Origin of the sequence: Actinomadura meyerae, from assembly GCF_900188445.1 — a bacterium.
GTDB lineage: Bacteria > Actinomycetota > Actinomycetes > Streptosporangiales > Streptosporangiaceae > Spirillospora > Spirillospora meyerae.
In genome coordinates this window covers 112,708-130,535 of record NZ_FZOR01000012.1, presented here as the reverse complement: position 1 = coordinate 130,535, position 17,828 = coordinate 112,708, and the positions used below count along the sequence as shown (strand labels likewise).

At 75.1% G+C, this 17,828-nt stretch carries 15 protein-coding genes; 11 read left to right on the top strand and 4 right to left on the bottom strand.

Features of this window, described 5'->3' with window-relative positions; genetic code table 11:
- Positions 1-42: 42 nt before the first annotated feature.
- A complete protein-coding gene (locus CHF16_RS14965) occupies positions 43-1,059 on the bottom strand; it encodes a sensor histidine kinase (protein WP_089326625.1) in 1,017 nt (338 codons plus the stop codon).
- A gap of 210 nt (positions 1,060-1,269) precedes the next feature.
- Positions 1,270-1,941: a lysophospholipid acyltransferase family protein gene (locus CHF16_RS14960; protein WP_245868524.1), complete on the bottom strand. Its 672-nt coding sequence runs from the start codon at positions 1,939-1,941 to the stop codon at positions 1,270-1,272.
- A gap of 183 nt (positions 1,942-2,124) precedes the next feature.
- Between CHF16_RS14960 and CHF16_RS14955 the strand changes: the two genes are divergently transcribed.
- The 11 genes from CHF16_RS14955 to CHF16_RS14905 all read left to right on the top strand — a co-directional run bounded on the left by CHF16_RS14955 (position 2,125) and on the right by CHF16_RS14905 (position 16,697).
- Positions 2,125-3,132, top strand: a complete 1,008-nt coding sequence (locus CHF16_RS14955; protein WP_089326623.1) for a YhgE/Pip domain-containing protein — start codon at positions 2,125-2,127, stop codon at positions 3,130-3,132.
- A 35-nt stretch (positions 3,133-3,167) separates the two neighbouring features.
- Entirely contained in the window at positions 3,168-3,866 is a 699-nt protein-coding gene (locus CHF16_RS14950; protein WP_218826675.1) for a TetR/AcrR family transcriptional regulator, read from the top strand.
- Complete coding sequence (locus CHF16_RS14945; RefSeq protein WP_089326622.1) at positions 3,847-4,506, top strand: response regulator transcription factor; 660 nt, start codon at positions 3,847-3,849, stop codon at positions 4,504-4,506. Before CHF16_RS14950 ends, CHF16_RS14945 begins: the two co-directional genes overlap by 20 nt.
- 138 nt (positions 4,507-4,644) lie before the next feature.
- Positions 4,645-7,059 carry a helix-turn-helix transcriptional regulator gene (locus CHF16_RS14940; RefSeq protein WP_089326621.1) on the top strand — a complete coding sequence of 805 codons (2,415 nt, stop codon included), beginning with the start codon at positions 4,645-4,647 and terminating at the stop codon, positions 7,057-7,059.
- 154 nt (positions 7,060-7,213) lie between these two features.
- A complete protein-coding gene (locus CHF16_RS14935; protein ID WP_089326620.1) occupies positions 7,214-9,208 on the top strand; it encodes a sensor histidine kinase in 1,995 nt (664 codons plus the stop codon).
- A gap of 70 nt (positions 9,209-9,278) precedes the next feature.
- On the top strand, positions 9,279-9,710 hold the full coding sequence (locus tag CHF16_RS14930) for a helix-turn-helix domain-containing protein (RefSeq protein WP_089326619.1): 432 nt from the start codon (positions 9,279-9,281) through the stop codon (positions 9,708-9,710).
- Positions 9,711-9,759: 49 nt separating this feature from the next.
- Positions 9,760-10,686 carry a ferritin-like domain-containing protein gene (locus tag CHF16_RS14925; RefSeq protein WP_089326618.1) on the top strand — a complete coding sequence of 309 codons (927 nt, stop codon included), beginning with the start codon at positions 9,760-9,762 and terminating at the stop codon, positions 10,684-10,686.
- Positions 10,683-12,980 (top strand): HAD-IB family hydrolase, encoded by a 2,298-nt coding sequence (locus CHF16_RS14920; protein WP_218826674.1) that lies wholly within the window; start codon positions 10,683-10,685, stop codon positions 12,978-12,980. The genes CHF16_RS14925 and CHF16_RS14920 overlap by 4 nt, the downstream gene beginning before the upstream one ends.
- Positions 12,977-14,194 carry a zinc-dependent alcohol dehydrogenase gene (locus CHF16_RS14915; RefSeq protein ID WP_089326617.1) on the top strand — a complete coding sequence of 406 codons (1,218 nt, stop codon included), beginning with the start codon at positions 12,977-12,979 and terminating at the stop codon, positions 14,192-14,194. Before CHF16_RS14920 ends, CHF16_RS14915 begins: the two co-directional genes overlap by 4 nt.
- Complete coding sequence (gene larAH, locus CHF16_RS14910) at positions 14,191-15,768, top strand: NPN-dependent hydroxyacid isomerase, LarAH14/15/16 family (RefSeq protein ID WP_089326616.1); 1,578 nt, start codon at positions 14,191-14,193, stop codon at positions 15,766-15,768. The genes CHF16_RS14915 and larAH overlap by 4 nt, the downstream gene beginning before the upstream one ends.
- Positions 15,765-16,697 carry a lysophospholipid acyltransferase family protein gene (locus CHF16_RS14905; protein WP_089326615.1) on the top strand — a complete coding sequence of 311 codons (933 nt, stop codon included), beginning with the start codon at positions 15,765-15,767 and terminating at the stop codon, positions 16,695-16,697. The genes larAH and CHF16_RS14905 overlap by 4 nt, the downstream gene beginning before the upstream one ends.
- A gap of 3 nt (positions 16,698-16,700) precedes the next feature.
- Here the strand turns inward: CHF16_RS14905 and CHF16_RS14900 are convergent, their stop codons facing one another.
- Together CHF16_RS14900 and CHF16_RS14895 are read right to left on the bottom strand one after the other, a co-directional pair.
- On the bottom strand, positions 16,701-16,937 hold the full coding sequence (locus CHF16_RS14900; protein ID WP_089326614.1) for a DUF397 domain-containing protein: 237 nt from the start codon (positions 16,935-16,937) through the stop codon (positions 16,701-16,703).
- Positions 16,934-17,827 carry a helix-turn-helix domain-containing protein gene (locus tag CHF16_RS14895; protein ID WP_143227991.1) on the bottom strand — a complete coding sequence of 298 codons (894 nt, stop codon included), beginning with the start codon at positions 17,825-17,827 and terminating at the stop codon, positions 16,934-16,936. Before CHF16_RS14895 ends, CHF16_RS14900 begins: the two co-directional genes overlap by 4 nt.
- Between the last annotated feature and the right edge of the window lies 1 nt (position 17,828).

The following is a 17,828-nucleotide window of genomic DNA, read 5'->3' as shown; positions in this document are numbered from 1 at the left end:
CCAACGCATGGAGCGCCTCACGCTGCGTTCACCTCGCCGGGCCTAGCCTGCGCCGTTCCGGCCGGGGAGCGCGAACCGCAGCCGGACGGTGGTGCCGTTCTCCCCTGTCCGGATCTGGACGGTGGAGCACAGCAGGCGGACGGCCCACAGGCCGAACCGCTCGTCGGCGAGAGCGCCCTGCGGGCGCGGCGGGAGCAGCCCGTACCCCGTGCCGGGCGCCCAGCGGCCCGCGTCGGCGACCTCGCAGACGAGCGAGGCGTCCCCGCCGCTGGAGTGGACGCCGCCGGAGCCCGTGCCGCCGCTGTCCTCGCCGCCGGAGTCCGCCCATATCCGCAGGACGACGGGCGGCGCGCCGTGCCGGAGCGCGTTGGTGACGACCTCGGTGGCCGCGACCAGCAGCCGCTGGAGGCCCTCCTCGGGCAGCGGCGTCTGCCGCGCGCAGTCGGTGATCCAGGCGCGCAGCCAGAACAGGTCGGGACGGTCGTCGAGGGGCAGCGTGTCGGCGCCGGGCGGCGGCGGGGGCAGCGGGTCGGCGTCGCAGCGGGCGCAGAACGTCCACGGGTCGACGAAGCCCGGGTTGCGCCGGGCGCTGGTGCCGCGCACCGTCTCGGGGTGGGTCTTGCGGCCCGCCGCGACGACGGCGGCGGGCAGGGTGGTCGAGTACGGGCACAGGACGGACGCGCCGGTGCCGCGCAGCGCGATGTTGACCAGCGCCTCGGCCCGCTCCCACTCGACGACCTCCAGCGGGGACCGGGTCGCCCACGCCGGCTCGCCGAGCAGCCGCAGCCGGCGGCCCCGGCGGGCGCTCTCGGCGGCGTCGCCGAGGCAGTCGGCGAGGGTCCGGGACGGGTGGGCGTACCAGGCGGCGGCGTCGGTGAACAGGACCGCCTCCGCGGCGCCGCCGAGGGCGTCGCGCAGCAGCATCTCGCGCGCGGTGCCGCAGACGGCGAGAACGCGGTCGCCGGCCGCGATGCCGTCCCGCAGGAACGGCACCGCGCCGCCGAGGTAGTCGTCCACCCCGTCGTAGGGCAGCACCCGGTGCGTGAAGTCATCGTTCACGGCGGCCCCCGCCGGTTCTGTGGTCGTGGTGTCGCGGACTGCGCGTGCCGGACGGACGCGACCCAGCCTAGGCCGCCCTTCCACGCCTGCCGAGGGCCCGTTTTTCAAATGTCACCACGCGCGACCTGCCGGTCTGTCCGCAACCGGGCCGATGTCGTGTCCCTTAACGCCGACGCCGGGGGGAGAACCCTGTGACCGCGCGGGCGGTGCTCAGGGGTCGGCGCGGGGGTTGTACACGCCCGCGTACTCCTGGCCGGAGAGCTTGCGGACGGCGTTCATGATCTCGTCGGTGACGACGCGGCGCAGCCGTCCCGGCGGCAGGTCGGCGCCCGCGTAGCGGGAGAAGTCCATCGGCTCGCCGAAGCGGATGCGGGGGCGGGTGCCGAGCCGGGGGCGCCACGTGCCGAGCGGGATGATCCGCTCGGCCCCCTCGATGGCCACCGGGACGACCTGCGCGCCGGTCGCGAGCGCCAGCCACGCGACGCCCGTCCGGCCCCGGTAGAGCCGCCCGTCGGGGGACCGGCTGCCCTCCGGGAAGATCGCCACGGCTCCCTCGGCCTCCAGCAGCGCGCCGGCGCGTTCCAGCGCACGGAGGGCGGCGCGGGTCGGGCCGCGCCTGATCGGCACGTTCCCGAGCGCGAGCAGCGCCCACCGCAGCAGCCGCCCGCCGAGCCCGGGGACCTCGAAGTACTCGGCCTTCGCCAGGTAGGCGACGCGGCGGCTGACAACGGGCGACAGCACGAACGTGTCGACGAACGACAGGTGGTTGCAGGCCAGAATGACCCGGCCCTCGGCGGGGATGTTGGCCCGCCCCTCGACGCGCGGCCGGAGCAGCAACCGGAGCAGGGGCCCCGCGGTATGCGACGCCAAACCGTAGAACACGCGGCCTCCTCGCAGCTTTCGCCGCTCCTGATCAAGGGCGGCGAAGCCGACTCTAGGGCCGTGCGGGGCGGTGCGGATCCGCCATGTGACGGGCGTCATCCCGGCCGGGGCTGGAAAATAAACGAACGAGCGATTAGTTTCGGGACCTGACAGACCCGTTCCAGAGAACAAGGAGGTCTGGTGATGGAGGCACGCAAGCCCATCGCCGTGCTCGTGGCGGTGACACTGCTCGGGATGCTGTTCGCGGGCTCCTTCCTCGGCGCCCTGCACAGCCCGAAGCCGCACGAGGTGCCGGTGGCGGTCGTCGGCCCGCAGGCCGTCGCCGCCAAGGTCGGCAGCACCCTGGACGCCCGCATGGACGGCGCGTTCGACATCGAGCACTACGCCGACGAGAAGGCCGCCCGCCAGGCGCTGCTCGACCGTGAGGTGGACGGGGTGTTCGTCCCCGGCCCGAGCGGCGCGCGGCTGATCGTGGCGAGTTCGGCGGGCAAGATCGAGACGACCCTGATCACCGAGGTGTTCCGGCAGGTCGGGACGGCGACCGGCCAGCAGGTCCAGGTGCAGGACGTCCGGGCGCTGCCCGAGGGGGACAGCAACGGCATCTCCGCGTTCTTCCTCGCGGTCAGCGCCATCATCCCCGGCGTGATCCTCGCCGTGCTGATGGTGTTCGTGGTCCCGCAGGCGAGCGCGGGGCGGCGCATCGGACTGGCCCTGGCCGGGGCGCTGCTGCTCGGCGGCGGCGTCGCCTGGGTCGCGGACGGCCTGACGGGCGCGCTCGTCGGCTCGCCGTGGGAGCTGTGGGGCCTCGTCTCCTTCCTGGTGTTCGCGGTCGCGACGGTCACCGGTGGCCTGCTGCGCGTCGTGGGCCCGCCCGCGGCGGCGCTGGCCGTGCTCCTGTTCATCCCCGTCGGCGCCCCCGCGAGCGGCGGCCCGCTCGGTTCCGAGTTCGTCCCGGCCTGGTACGCGGCGGTCGGCGAGTGGCTCCCGCTGGGGGCGGGCGCCGAGGCCGTCCGCAACACCGTGTACTTCGACGGCAGCGCGATCGGGCAGCCGCTGCTGGTGCTGACGCTGTGGGCGGTCGCGGGCCTGGCGCTCGTCCTGTCGCCGAAGGTCGTCCGGCACGGGGGCCGCGCGGCGGTGGAGGCCGCGGGGAAGCCGGAAACGGAGGCCGCCCACTCCGCCGGCGCCTAGCCGACCGGTGCTTTGATGGAAGCAGGAGGTGCGGTGTGACGAAGACGGGGGACCGGGCGGTCCGGCGGCGGCCGGGCCGCCCGCCCAAGGCGGAGGCGGGCGACACCAAGGCGGCGCTGGTCGACGCGGCGCTGCGGCTGTTCGCGCAGAAGGGCTACGCGGGCACGTCGATCCGGGCGATCGCCCGCGAGGTCGGGCTCAGCGAGAGCGTGCTGTACGCGCACTTCCCCAGCAAGCAGGCCATCTTCGACGCGGCGGTGTCCGGGCTCGGGCCGCAGCGGCTGATGGCCGGGCGGGACGACCTGGACCCGGAGCTCGCCGACCGGGACCCGGCGCAGTACCTGCGCTCCCTGGTGACCAGCGTGCTGGACGCCTGGGACTCGCCGAACGGCCGTCTGTTCATCAGCCTGATGGTCCGCGACGGCCTCGTCCACGACATGGACCTCGGCAGCACGATCGCCAGGTCGATGGAGGAGGCCGGCGGGCTGTTCGAGCACTGGATCGCCACCGGGCGGATCCCCGCCGGCATCGGCCGCCCCGCCGACCTCGCCTGGGCGCTGTTCGGGCCGGTCGGGCAGGCCCGGCTGCTGTGGCTGCACGCCGACGCCGACCCCGAGACGCGGCGGGCGGCGCGGGAGCGGTCGATGCGGCACACCGAGCTGTTCATCCGGGCGGTCTTCCGCGAGCCGCCGGAGCCGAAGGATGTGGTCGACGATGACAGGAGCGGACACTGACCTGACCCGGCCGCCGGCGGGCAGGGCGCCCGGGCCGGTCCGGGTCCTGCTGGCCGAGGACGTCGCGCTGCTGCGCGGCGCCCTCGCCGGGCTGCTCGGCCTCGAACCCGACCTCGACGTGGTCGCGGAGGTCGGCAGCGGCGACGCGATCGTCGCCACCGCGCTCGCGCACCGCCCGGACGTCGCGGTGCTCGACATCGACCTGCCCGGGGTGGACGGGGTGACCGCGGCGGCGGAGCTGCACGACCGGCTGCCCGAGTGCCGGGTGCTGATCCTGACCGGTCTCGGCCGTCCCGGGCATCTGCGCCGCGCGCTGGACGCCCACGTGCACGGGTTCGTCCTCAAGGACGTCCCGCCCGCCGACCTGGCCGACGCGATCCGCCGGGTGGCGGCGGGCGAGCAGGTGGTGGACCCGCAGCTCGCGCTGGTGGCGCTGCGGCAGCCCGAGAGCCCGCTCACCGCCCGGGAGACCGAGGTACTGCGGCTGGCGGCCGGGGGCGCCGGGGTGGACGACATCGCGCTGGTGCTCACGCTGACGACCGGGACCGTCCGCAACTACCTGGCGAGCTGCATCAGCAAGCTCAACGCGCGCAACCGTATCGACGCCGTGCGCATCGCGGGGGAGTTCGGCTGGGTGTGAGGCCCGTCCCGCATGTGAGGGCCGTGCATGTGGGGGCCGCGCATATGAGGAACGCATAGTCGGGGCCTGCGCGATCCATGGGCGGATCGGTGCCGCACGCACTGGGCCGTGCGCGGGCCCGGTGCGAGCATTTCGGGCATGCAGGGGGAGACGCTGTACGGGCGGCGGGCGGAGCAGGAGGAGATCGGCCGCCTGCTGGAGCGCGCCCGCGCCGGGGCGGGCGGCGCGCTGATCGTGCGCGGCGAGGCCGGGGTCGGCAAGTCCGCGCTGCTCGGCCACGCGGCGCGGGCCGCCGCCGGGACGCGCGTCCTGCGCTGGACCGGGATCGAGGCGGAGGCCGCCCTCCCGTTCGCGGCCCTGCACCTGCTCCTCGTCGGCTGCGCCGACCTCGCCGGGTTTGCTGACCTCGCCGGGCGTGCCGGCCTGGCGGGCCTGCTGGAGCGGCTGCCCGCCGAGCACGCGGCGGCGCTGCGGGCCGCGCTCGGCCCGGTCCCGCCCCGCCCGCGCGCCCGCCTTCTCGCGGGCCCCGCGCTGCTGGCGCTGCTCACCGAGCTGGCGGCGGGCGAGCCGCTGCTGTGCCTGGTCGACGATGCGCACTGGCTGGACCGGGCGTCGGCGGACGCGCTGCTGTTCGCCGCGCGCCGCGCCGCCGGGTCCGGCCTGACGTTCGTCATCGCGGTGCGCGACGGGCTCGCGGGCGCGGACCCGCACGACTGGTCGCGCACGGGCGTCCCGGAACTGCCGCTGGCGGGCCTCGACGACGACGCGGCGGAGCGCCTGCTCGCGGAGCGCTCGCCGGACCTGCCCGCCGCGCGGCGGGCGGAGGCGGTCGGCTGGGCGGGCGGCAACCCACTGGCGCTGCTCGGCTTCCCGGACGCCGGGTCCGCCCTGTTCACGCCGGTGCCGGGGGAGTTCGCGCGGGCCGTCCGGCGCCTGCCCCGAGCCACGCGGCTGCTGCTCGCCGCCGCAGCCGCCGATGACACCGGCTCGCCCGGCGCCGTGGAGGCGGCGGCGCGCATCCTGGACGTGCCGCTCGGCGCGCTCGACGCGGCCGAGGAGGCGGGTCTCGTCCGGCTCACCGAGGACGCGATCCGCTTCCCGCATCCGCTCGCCCGCGCCGCCGCGTACCAGGGCGTGCCCGCCGCGCGGCGGGCCGAGGCGCACCGCGCGCTCGACGAGGCCGGACGGGACGCCCGGACGCGCGCCCGCGCCGACCTCTCGCGTGCGAGCGCGGAGCTGGAGCGGAACGGTCCGCAGGCCGCCGGACGGCTGCTGCTCGACCGCGCCGCGCAGTGCGACGAGCCGGGCGTGCGAACGCGGCTGCTGGACGAAGCCGTGCTCCTGGCCTGGCTGGCCGGCGACCGGGCGATGGCCCGCGAGGCGTCGGCCGGGGTGGACAAGCCGTTCCCCGAGGCGCGGCTGGCACTGGCCCTGCTCGACGGCGACGCGGCGGCCGCCGGGCGGCTCGCGGCCATGGTGCGGGACGGGAGCGACCCGCGCCGCCGCCTCCTCGCCGCCGAGGCGGCGTTACTGACCGGCGATGACGCTGCCGCCGCCGAGTTCGCCGCGCACTGCCGCGCGGGCGGGCCGTCCCCGCTGCTGCCCCGCGCGCTCATCGCCGAGGCGCGGGCCCGGCTCATGCTCGGGGACCGCGACGCGGCGCGGGCACTGGCGGACGAGGCGCGGGAGGCGGCCGAGCGGGCCGGGGCGCGCCACCTGGTCGCGGCGGCGGCCTCGGTGCGGGCGCGGCAGGCGGCGATGGAAGGGGACGAAGTGCGCTGCCGGGCGCTGTCCTCCGCCGGGGCCGCCGGCGCGCGCGTCGGCGACGCGCTCGGGCTGCTCTCCCTGGGCCTCGGACGTCCGGGCGACGCGCTGGAGCGCTTCCGCGAACTGCACCGGGACACGGCCGCGTCCCCTCCGGCGGCGTTCCTCTCCCTCGCCGACCATGTGGAGGCGGCGGTCGCGGCGGGCCGCCCCGAGGCCGCCGCCGCACCCATGGAGCGGCTGGCGGCGTTCGCGCGGGAGACCGGTCGTCCCTGGGCGGACGGCGCCGTGGCACGCTGCCGGGCGCTGCTGGCCACCGACCCCGCCGCGGCGGAACGGCACTTCACGCATGCGCTGCGGGTGCATCACGGGGCCGATCGCCCGTTCGAGCGCGCCCGCACGGAACTGCTGTACGGCGAATGGCTGCGCAGGGCGCGGCGGCGCGCGCGGGCGAGGGCGCGGCTGCGCGCCGCACTGGAGGTCTTCGAGCGGCTCGGTGCGGTCCCGTGGGCGGAGCGGGCGCGCCGCGAGCTGCGGGCGGCGGGCGAGGGCACCGCCCCTCCGGACGCGTCCGGGGACCCGTCCGGCACCCTCACCGCGCAGGAGTTGCAGGTCGTCCGGATGGCGACGACCGGCGCGACGAACCGGCAGATCGCGGCCCGGCTGGGGCTGAGCCACCGCACCGTCGCCTACCACCTCTACAAGGCGTTCCCGAAGCTGGGCGTGGCGTCCCGCGCGGAGCTGCACCGCTGCCTGCCCGCCGCCGACCGGGAGGATCAGTCGGCATGAGGATCGGGCGGCATGAGGATCAGTCGGCATGAGGATCAGTCGGCATAGCGCGAACGATTGATGTGCAGCGCCATATGGTCATTGGTCCGAACATCTCCCTTGATCGAACCGTTCCGGCAACTCATCATCGAAGAGGCGGTGGTGAGGGGGACCGGTGGTACGGACGTGGCGGGTCGCACGCGTCCCGGACGGCGGCGGCGACGGCGGCGACGACGGCGAGAGCGCCCGCGAGGGCGGGCGGGGCGACCGCACGCCCCTGCTCGTCCGCGCGATCATCGTCCTCTACTTCGGGCTGACCCTGCAGACGCGGCTGCTCAAGCAGGCCGAGACCGGCCCGTCCCGGCTGCTGGTGTCGGCCACGGTCGTGATCGTCCTGGTCTTCGGCGTGCAGTTGCTCTTCGTGCTGTACGGGCCGCGCGCCTTCCGGCCCGGCGCCCGCAGGGCGGTGGTGCTGCTCACGGCGCAGACCGCACTGGCGGTGCTTCCGCTGCTGGTGTTCGGCAACGACTGGTACCCGGTGGCGGGCGGGTTCCTCGCCGGGGCCGTGCTGCTGCTGGTGCGCCCGCCGCTGTCGTGGCTGCTGGTGGCGCTCATCGCCGGCGCGGAGGGGCTGCTGCGGCACGCGCAGGGGTGGCCGGCCGACAGCGTCTCGTTCTGCATGATGGCGACCGTCAACGTCGGGGTGTCGATGTACGCGCTCACCCGGCTGGCGGGCCTGATCCGGGAGCTGCACCTCACGCGCGCGCAGTTCGCGGCGGCCGCCGCGGCGCGGGAGCGGATCGCGGCGTCCGGCAGCCTGCGCGCCGTGCTGGACGCGGCCCTCACCCGCATCGAGGCGGCGAGCCGCCGCGCCCTCGGCCGCCGCGCCGCGCCGTCCCGCGCCGACCTGGACGAGGTGGTCCGCACCGCGCGCCGGGCGCTCGGCGACGTCCGCTCCATCATCGGCGCGCTCCAGGCCGCGCCGCCTCCCGCGCCCCGGCCGGGGGTGGTGACGCAGCCGCGGCTGGCGTGGACGATCCTCGCCATCATCACCGCGGGCTTCGGCGTCCAGCAGGTCATGTACGTGCGGGCCGGGGCGGACGGCGACCCGTGGACGATCGGCGCGGCGGTCACCGTGGCGGCCGCCGTGGGAGCGCTCCAGCTCCGGCACTCCGGCACGGTGCTGCGCGGGCGGCGGCCGAGGGGCGCGGCCTGGACGTTCGCCGCCCAGTTCGCGCTGGTCTTCGTCCCGTTCGCGGCGCTCGGCTGGGAGTGGGCGACGATGGCGTGCCTGGTGACCGCGTCGGCGCTGCTGGTGGCGCCCGGCCGCGTCGCGTGGTGGCTGTTCGGCGGGACGGTGGCGGCCTGGTACGCGCCCGCCCTGTGGGCGTCGCACGGCACGCTGTTCCACCTCTACACCTGCGCGGTGTCGGTGCAGATCGGCGTGATCGTGTACGCGCTGGACCGGCTGCCGCGCCTGGCCCGCGAGGTCTCCGCCGCGCGCGAGCGGCTGGCCCGGATGGCGGCGCTGCACGAGCGGCTGCGCATCTCCCGGGACGTCCACGACCTGCTCGGGCTCGGCCTGTCCACGATCACGGTCAAGGCGGAGCTGGCCCGCCGGGTGGCGGGCAGCGACCCGGCGCGGGCCCGCGCCGAGCTCGCCGAGCTGATCGTGCTGGCCGACCGGTCCCGGGCGGAGGCGAACGCCGTCGCGGAGGACGAGCCCGCCCTGGTCCTGCGCGAGGAGGCCGACGCGGCGCGGGTCGCGCTGGCGGCGGCGGGCGCACGGGTGCGGATGGACCCGGAGCGCTGGCCCACCGCGCCGCCCGCCGTCGACGCCGTCCTGGCCGCCGTGCTCCGGGAGGCGGTCACGAACGTCCTGCGGCACTCGCGGGCGCGGCGCTGCCACATCGCGGTCACCGTCCACAAGGGGACCTTCCGGCTCACGGTCGGCAACGACGGCGCGGCCAAGCAGGGGGAGGCGGGCCTCGGGAAGGGGCTGGGCAGGGGCCTGGCGAACCTCACCGCGCGCGCCACCGCCGTCGGCGGCTGCCTCTCGGCGGGTGCGGACGGATACGGCTGGTTCGCCCTCGTCGCCGAGATCCCGGCGAGCACCGAGGACGCGTCCGCGCGGGACTGCCCGCTCCTGCGCGAAAGCCTGATCGCTTGACGGATTCGCTCGCCTCTTCCGCTCCCTAGCGTCGGCGGCGTACGCCGACCAGGGAGCCGAGGGGGCCGCCATGTCCGTTCTCGTTTTCGCCAGCGTGCTGCGGTGCGCGAACCAGGAACCCGTGTCGTTCGAGGGGAGACGGCCCTCCGCGCCCCGGGCTCAACCGGACCTGCGTCCATGCCCGGACCCGGCACCGGACCCGGACTGGCTGGACGACATGCGCCGCCTCATCGCGACCGCGCTCCCCGCCGGTCCCGTCACCTTGGGCTGGGTGGCGTCCCGGATGGCGGTGAGCGCCCGCACGCTCCAGCGCCGCCTCCACGACGCGGGCACGAGCTGGCGCGACGAACTGGAGTACGTGCGCGGCCGGAGCGCCCGGCTGCTGCTGGAGGACGGCGCCCTCACCCGCGAGGCGGTGGCCCGCCGCCTCGGCTACTCCGACGCCCGCTCGCTGCGGCGCGCGCTGCGCCGCTGGGAGTGGCGCGCCGGGTCCGCCGCATGACGCGCTCCGTCCTTATCCGGGCCTATTCGATCTTTCTAGCGTGGTGACCATGACGCAGGAATTCGACCTCGACCGCTACGTGCGGAACTCGCGGGCGGTGGACCTGTCGGGAGTCGCGTGGGAGCAGATCTCCGCCCACCCGGTCTCCGGTGCGGAGGCGCGCTGCCTGACGTTCATGATGGACATCGAGACCCACACCGTGATGTACGCCCGCGACCTCCTCGCCACCCGGGCCGCGTTCGACCCGGAGGTCACGGCGTTCATGAGCTGCTGGATCTACGAGGAGTTCTGGCACGGCGAGGCGTTCTCCCGGTTCCTCGGGGAGGCCGGCTTCACGCTGGCCCCCGACCGGGAGAAGGTCACCGCCGCGTCGCCGTACCCGACCAAGACCGCGCGCAACGAGCGCATCCGCCGGGCGCTCGGCCGCAGCGTCTACACCGGCCACCTCGTGTCGATGCTCGGGTCCGCGCTGACCCGCGACTTCGTCGCGATCCAGATGACGTGGGGCGCGATGAACGAGCTCAGCGCGATCAACAGCTACCAGGCGATGATCGAGCGCAGCGGCAACCCGGTGCTGCGCGAGATCCTGCGGCGCGTCATCAAGGACGAGCGCCGCCACTTCGCCTTCTACCGGGCGCAGGCGCGGCTGCGGCTCGCGCGGAGCGCCCGCGCGCGGCGGCTGGCGCGCTGGGCGATGCACCGGCTGTGGGCGCCGGTCGGCACCGGGCTGCGCCCCCAGGAGGAGAGCGACTTCGCGCTGGTCTGGCTGTTCGGCGACGACGCCGGGCTGGACCGGATGCGCCGCATCGACGCGACGATCGCGCAGCTGCCCGGCTTCGCCGGCGCGACCCTGGCCGAGGACGCCCGCAGCCGCGCGCTGGAGCGCATGCCGGTGGGCCGCATCCCCGAGCTGTCCACCGACGGCGCGCTGGCCCGCGCCGGCGTGCACCGCGAGCGGCACGAGGCAGCGGCGTGAGCGGCGGGCGCGCGGTGAGCGGGGAGCACGCCGGGCTCGCAGGGCTGGCGGGACGCACCGTCCTGGTCACCGGAGCGACCGGCTTCATCGGGCAGGCGCTGCTGGAGCGGCTGCTGTCGGGCCACCCGGACACCCGCGTCGTCGTGCTGGTCCGGGAGCGGCCCGGCGTCACCGCCGGCGACCGGCTCGCCGAGCTGATCGCCAAGCCCGTCTTCGGCCCCTGGCGGGAGCGGGTCGGCGCCGAGCGGGCGGGGGAGATCGTCCGGGAGCGGGTGCGGCTCGTCCCCGCCGACCTGTCCGACGCGGCCCCGGACGTGCCGGACGACGTGGACGTGGTCGTGCACGGCGCGTCCGTCGTGTCCTTCGACCCGCCGATCGACGAGGCGTTCCGCACCAACGTCGTCGGCACCGTCAACCTCTACGAGGGCGTCCTCGCCGCCGCGCGCCGCACCGGCCGCCGCCCGCACCTGGTGCACGTCTCCACCGCCTACGTCGCGGGCTCCCGCAAGGGCGTCGTCCGCGAGGCCGCGCTGGACCACGCGGTCGATTGGCGCACCGAGCTGGAGTGCGCGCTGGAGGCGCGCCGGTCCGCCGAGAGCGACTCGCGCCGCCCCGAGGTGCTCGCCCGCCTCCGCGCCGCCGCCCTGAAGGCGCAGGGCAAGGCGGGCCCGAGCGCCGTGGCCGCCGACACCGAGCGCCGCCGCCGCGACGCGGTCGCGGACCGGCTCATCGCCTACGGCCGCGAGCGCGCGCGCAGCGTCGGCTGGCCTGACGTCTACACCTTCACCAAGGCGCTCGGGGAGCGGGCGGCGGAGGAGACCGCGCGCGAGGTGCCGCTGTCGGTCGTCCGCCCCGCGATCGTGGAGAGCGCGCTGCGCCACCCCTATCCGGGCTGGATCGACGGGTTCAAGATGGCCGACCCGCTGATCCTCGCCTACGGGCAGGGGATGCTGCGCGCGCTGGCCGGGATCCCGGACGGCATCGTCGACATCATCCCGGTCGACCTCGTGGTGAACGCGCTGCTCGCCGCCGCCGCCGTCCCGCCCGAACCCGGCGACCCCGCCTACTACCACGTCGGCTCCGGCGCCCGGAACCCGCTGACGCTGCAACGGCTGGTGGAACTCGTCCAGGAGCACTTCGCCGAGCATCCGCTGCCCGCGCCCGACGGCCGCGGCGCCGTCCGCAACCGCGACCTGCGGCTGCTCAGCGAGTCGCAGGCCGAGCGGGTCCTCGGCACCGCCGAGCGCGCGATGGACGCCGCCGAGCGCGCCCTGCTCGCCCTGCCCGGCGGGGAGCGCACCCGCGCCTGGCAGCGCGACCTGCACCGCAAGGGCCGCGAGGTGCGGATGCTGCGCCGCTACCGCGACCTCTACGGGGCCTACGGCGCCGCCGAGGTCGTCTACGCCGACGCCAACACCCTCGCGCTGGACCGGACGCTGCCGGACGGCGAGGGCTGCGACTCGGCCGCGATCGACTGGCCCCACTACCTCCGCGACGTGCACTGCCCCGCCGTGACCGCCGCCTTCTACGGCCCGCCGATGCCCCGCGCCCCCAAGCCCGCCCCGGCGCCCTTCGAGGAGCGGAGCGACGTCGCCGCCGTCTTCGACCTGGACGGGACGATCGTCGCGTCCGACGTCGTGGAGGCGTACCTGTGGGCGCGGCTGCTCGACGCGCCCATCCGGTCCTGGCCGGGGGCGCTGCTGCCCGTCCTGAAGTCGGCGCCGCGCTACCTGCGCGCCGAGCACCGCGACCGCGGCGAGTTCCTGCGCGCGTTCGTGCGCCGCTACGAGGGCGCCGCCGAGGCGGAGCTGCGCGCGCTGGCCCGCGAGCGGCTCGGCGACGTGCTGCTGCGCCGGGCCTGGCCGCAGGCGATCCGCCGGATCCGCGCCCACCGCGCCGCCGGGCACCGCACCGTCCTGCTCACCGGCACCGTCGACCTGTTCGTCGAGCCGCTGCGCGCCCTGTTCGACGACACGGTCGCGGCGCGGCTGCGGGTCGTCGACGGGCGCTGCACCGGCCACTTCGAGGCGCCGCCGCTGATCGGCGAGGCGCGCGCCGCGTGGCTGCGCGAATGGGCCCGGGACGAGGGCGTCGACCTCGCCGGGAGCTGGGCCTACGGCGACCACTACTCCGACCGCCCCGTCCTGGAGCAGGTCGGGCATCCCGTCGCCGTCAACCCCGACGCCCACCTCTACCGGCACGCCAAACGGCACCGCTGGACGGTCGCCGAATGGGGCGGCGCCGGCGGCAAGGTGTCCGCCGTGCTCGACGCCGCCCTGGAGGAGGCCCGGTGATCCTCGCCCTCGAATACCACCGCTCGCCCGCCCGCTACCTCGCCGCCGGGCGGCTGCCCGGCCGGCTGCGGCCCGCCGTCGTCCCGTCGCTGGCGCCGCTGCGGCTGTCGCACCGCAGGCCGCCCGCGCCGCCCGGCCCGGACTGGGTGCGGCTGCGGCCCGTCCTGTCCGGCATCTGCGGGTCCGACCTGTCGATGGCGGCCGGGACGGTGTCGCCGTACCTGTCGGCGCTGGTGTCGACGCCGTTCGTCCCCGGGCACGAGATCGTCGCCGAGCTGATGGACGACACCGGCGACCTGCGCGCCGGGACCCGCGTCGTCGCCGACCCCGTGCTGTCGTGCGGGACGCGCGGCCTCGACCCGTGCGCGTCCTGCGCGGACGGCCACGAGAACCGCTGCGACCGCGTCACCGCCGGCCGCGTCTCCGCGGGCCTGCAGACAGGGTTCTGCGCCGACACCGGCGGGGGCTGGTCGGAGCGGCTGGTCGCGCACCGCGACCGGCTGCACCCGGTGCCCGCGTCGCTGCCGTCCGAGCGGGCGGTGCTCGCCGAGCCGCTCGCCTGCGCGATCCGGTCGGTGCGGCGGATCGACGTGCCGCGCGGCGCGACCGTCGCGGTCGTCGGCGCCGGGACGGTCGGGCTGCTGACCGTCCTCGCGCTGCGCGAGCTGACCCCGGCCGGGCCGATCATCGTGCTCGCCCGGCATCCCGCGCAGCGGCGCCGCGCCACCGCCCTCGGCGCCACCGAGACGATCGACCCGGGCAACGCGCTGCGCGGGCTGCGCCGCATCACCGGCGGCTCGCTGGTGCGGCCCGAGCTCGGCCCCGGTTACCTGCTCGGCGGCGCCGACATCGTCGCCGAGTGCACCGGCGGGCAGGGGCTCGACACCGCGCTGCGGATCGTCCGGGCGGGCGGCACCGTGCTGCTGTCCGGGATGCCGTCCCGGCCCGCCGACCTCACCCCCGCCTGGTACCGGGAGCTGACCATCGCCGGCTCCTACGCCAGCCGCGGCGCCGCCGACTTCGCCGCCGCGCTCGACCTGGCCTCGCACGACGCCCTGGAGGGCTTCGTCGACGGCGTCTACCCCCTCAGCCGCTGGCGGGACGCGCTGTCGCACGCGCTGGCCGCCGGCCGCTCGGGCAGCGTCAAGATCGCGTTCGCGCCGCAGCGCCGCGCGGACGAGCCCGCCGAACCGAACGGAGGAGCCGACGGATGAGCAGACCCGGCCTCGTACTGGAGGTGGACGAGCGGACGCCGCCGCTTCTCGTGCACGAGGGGGAGGGGTTCCGGCTGGAGCGGTTCCCGCTCGGCACCCGGGTGGTCTACCCGCCGGACTCGCTGCCCGGCGTGCGCGACCTGACCGGCCGGATCCGCGACGCCCTGCTGCACCCGCTCGGCAGCGAGCCGCTGCCGGAGCTGCTGCGCGCGGGCATGCGGCTGACGATCGTGTTCGACGACCTGTCGCTGCCGCTGCCCCCGATGCGCGCCCCCGACGTCCGGCAGCGGGTCATCGAACAGGTGCTGGAGCTGGCCGCCGCGGCGGGCGTGGACGACGTGGAGCTGATCGCCGCGAACGCGCTGCACCGCCGGATGACCCCGGCGGAGATCCGGCACATCGTGGGGGAGCGGGTGTTCGCCTCGTTCTGGCCGGACCGGCTCCGCAACCACGACGCCGAGGACCCCGAGAACCTCGTCGCGCTCGGGCAGACCCGGCACGGCGAGGACGTCGAGATCAACCGGCGGGCTGCCGAGAGCGACCTCATCGTGTACGTGAACATCAACCTGGTCGCGATGAACGGGGGCGCCAAGTCGGTCGCGGTGGGCCTCGCGTCCTACAAGAGCCTCCGGCACCACCACAACGTGCACACGCTGCGGCACTCCCGCTCGTTCAACGACCCGCCGAACTCGGCGATGCACCACTCCTACGGCCGCATGCACGCCCTGCTGTCGGAGTCGGTGCGGGTGTTCCACATCGAGGCCACCCTCAACAACGACCAGTTCCCGTCACCGTTCGGGTTCCTCAACCGGCGCGAATGGGAGTGGACGCTGCGGGACCAGGCGACGTTCCTGGCCGCCAAGCGCGCCAACGACCTCGCCCCGGCCGGGGCCCGCCGCCGCGTGTGGCAGGGGCTGCGCGCGCCGTACCAGGTCACGTCCGTGCAGGCGGGCGCCACCGACGAGGTCCACGCGCGGACGCTCGCCGCCGTCCACCGGCAGCAGCTCACCGAGGTGCAGGGCCAGTCGGACGTGCTGATGCTCGGCCTGCCGTACCTGTCGCCCTACAACGTCAACTCGGTGATGAACCCGATCCTGGTGGCGTGCCTGGGGCTCGGCTACTACTTCAACATGTACCGGGGGCGTCCGCTGGTGCGCGAGGGCGGGGCGCTCATCATGTACCACCCGATGCCGGCGGAGTTCCATTCGCTGCACCACCCGAGCTACATCGACTTCTACGACGAGGTCCTCCCGCAGACGACGGACCCGGCCACCATCGAGACGAAGTACGAGGAGCAGTACGCCACCGACCCCTGGTACGTCCACCTGTACCGGAACAGCTACGCCTACCACGGCGTCCACCCGTTCTACATGTGGTACTGGGGCGCCCACGCGCGCGAGCACCTCGGCGACGTCATCTGCGTCGGCGCGGACCGCAAGGTCGCGGCGCGGCTCGGCTTCCGCGCCGCCACCACGCTCGCCGACGCGCTGGAGATGGCGGGCGAGACCGTCGGGCACAGCCCGAGCCTCACCTACCTGCACACCCCGCCGATGACGATGGCGGACGTCCGATGAGCGGGCGCGCGCGCCGCAAGAGCGGCAAGCTGTCGCTCGCGCAGGAGGTGCGGCTGCTGCGCCGGGGCCGCGACTGGCGGGGCCGCGCCCCCGCTCCGCGCTCCGCCGCCCCCTGGGCGCCCGAACCGGAGGCGAGCCCGTTCCCCACCGAGTGGGCGCGAACCCCGCTCGCCATAGCGGCCCGCAAGGTCGCGCTGGACGGCGTCCTCCGCACCCTGACCTGGACCCAGACCCGGCCGGAGATCCACGGCGCCGACCTCCTCGAAGGCGTCGAGGGGCCGGTGGTGTTCGTCGCCAACCACGCGAGCCACCTGGACACTCCGCTGATCCTCGGCTCGCTGCCGGTGCGGCTGCGCCGCCGCGTCGCGGTCGCGGCGGCGGCCGACTACTTCTTCGACGCCCGCTGGCGGGCCGTCGCCACCGCGCTCGCCTTCAACGCCTTCCCGATCGAGCGGCACGGCTCCGGCGGCTCCCTCGACCAGGCCGCCGAGCTGCTCCAGGACGGCTGGAGCCTGCTCATCTACCCGGAGGGCACCCGCTCCCAGGACGGCTGGGCGCGCCGGTTCCGGATGGGCGCCGCGCTGCTGTGCCGCGAGCAGGGCGTCCCCGCCGTCCCGCTGGCGGTACGCGGCACGTACCGAGCGATGCCGCGCGGCGGAATGTGGCCCAAGCCGGGCCGCCCCGCCGTGGCGGTGCGTTTCGGCTCTCCGCTAGCCCCCGAGCCGGAGGAGACGACGAGCGCCTTCAACACCCGCCTGGAGGACGCGGTGGGCCGCCTGTGGATCGAGCACGACGAGAGCTGGTGGGCGTCCTTGCGCGCACCGAACCGCCGCCTCGCCCCGCGCGGCCCGGACGTGGCGGAATGGCGCCGCATCTGGGCCGCCACCCGCCCCGACCGCCCACCCCGCCGAGACATCTGGCCCCGCTAGCGTTCAGCCCGAGCCAGGGAGGTCGTATGCGCCCTGCTTGATCTGCGACACCATCGCCGCCCACACGTCCCGCCGCATGGTCAGGACACCGCCGTCCGGGTTCTTCGAGTCCCGCACCAAGTGGTGCGTGTCGCGGACGCAGGTCTCGACGCAACCGTTCGCCCCCTCGCTGTGGCTGCTCTTACGAAAGTCAGTCCGGGGAAGACGGGGACTGGACAATTTGTCCCTCCATGTACTCATTGTCGCGCTAGCTGTTCGAGCATAGCCACTGACTCCTCGGGGCTCAGTGCCGTGGCAGCCATCTGCTCGAACGCAAGCGAGTACGTGTGCACCTCCTTCTCGTCCTCGATGTAGAGAGCACTCGTCATGTTCTCGACGTACACCACATTCGGTGTGAACCGTTGAGGGAATCCCAGTACGGCGAAGCTGCCCACAACTCCGGGATGCCCGCCGGCGGCCAAGGGCATGATCTGAAGCATCACGTTCGGCCGCTCGACTAACTCGATGATCCGCCTGTACTGGGCGCGCATCACCTCCGGACCGCCGATGACCCGCCTGAGCGCGGTCTCGTCCAAGATCGTCCAGAGGCGCATGGGGTCCTCGCGCTCCGCCCACGCCCGCTGTCGCGCCATGCGTGCCGTTACGCGACGCTCGACTTCTGAGACCGGAGAAAAGCGCATCAAGATCGACTTAGCCACGTGGTGGGTGTAGTCGTCGGTCTGCATCAGGCCGTGCACAAGGCCCATCGTGTAGGAGTTGAGCCACTCGGCCTCAGCCTCCAGCCCCATGTAGGTGGCATAGTCCGCAGGCAGGCTGTTCTCGTAGACGTCCCACCAGCCGCGCTGCCTGGCCGTGCGAGCGAAACGGGCGAGTCCGTCCAGTCGGGGCCCGCTCACGCCGTAAAGGGTCAGCATCTGCTGAACCTCGCTGGCGGTAACCCTGCGGATCGCGGTCTCGATTCTCGACAGCTTGGTCTTGCTCCAGCCGAGCTGTTCAGCAGCCTCTTCGAGGTTCAGTGTTGTCGTGGATTCTCTAAGCCTTCGCAACTCGCTGGCGAGGCGGCGCTCACGAACACTGGGTGGCCTGTTCGTCATGTGACCGAGCATGCCCGCTGTGTAGTTGGTCCTCAAG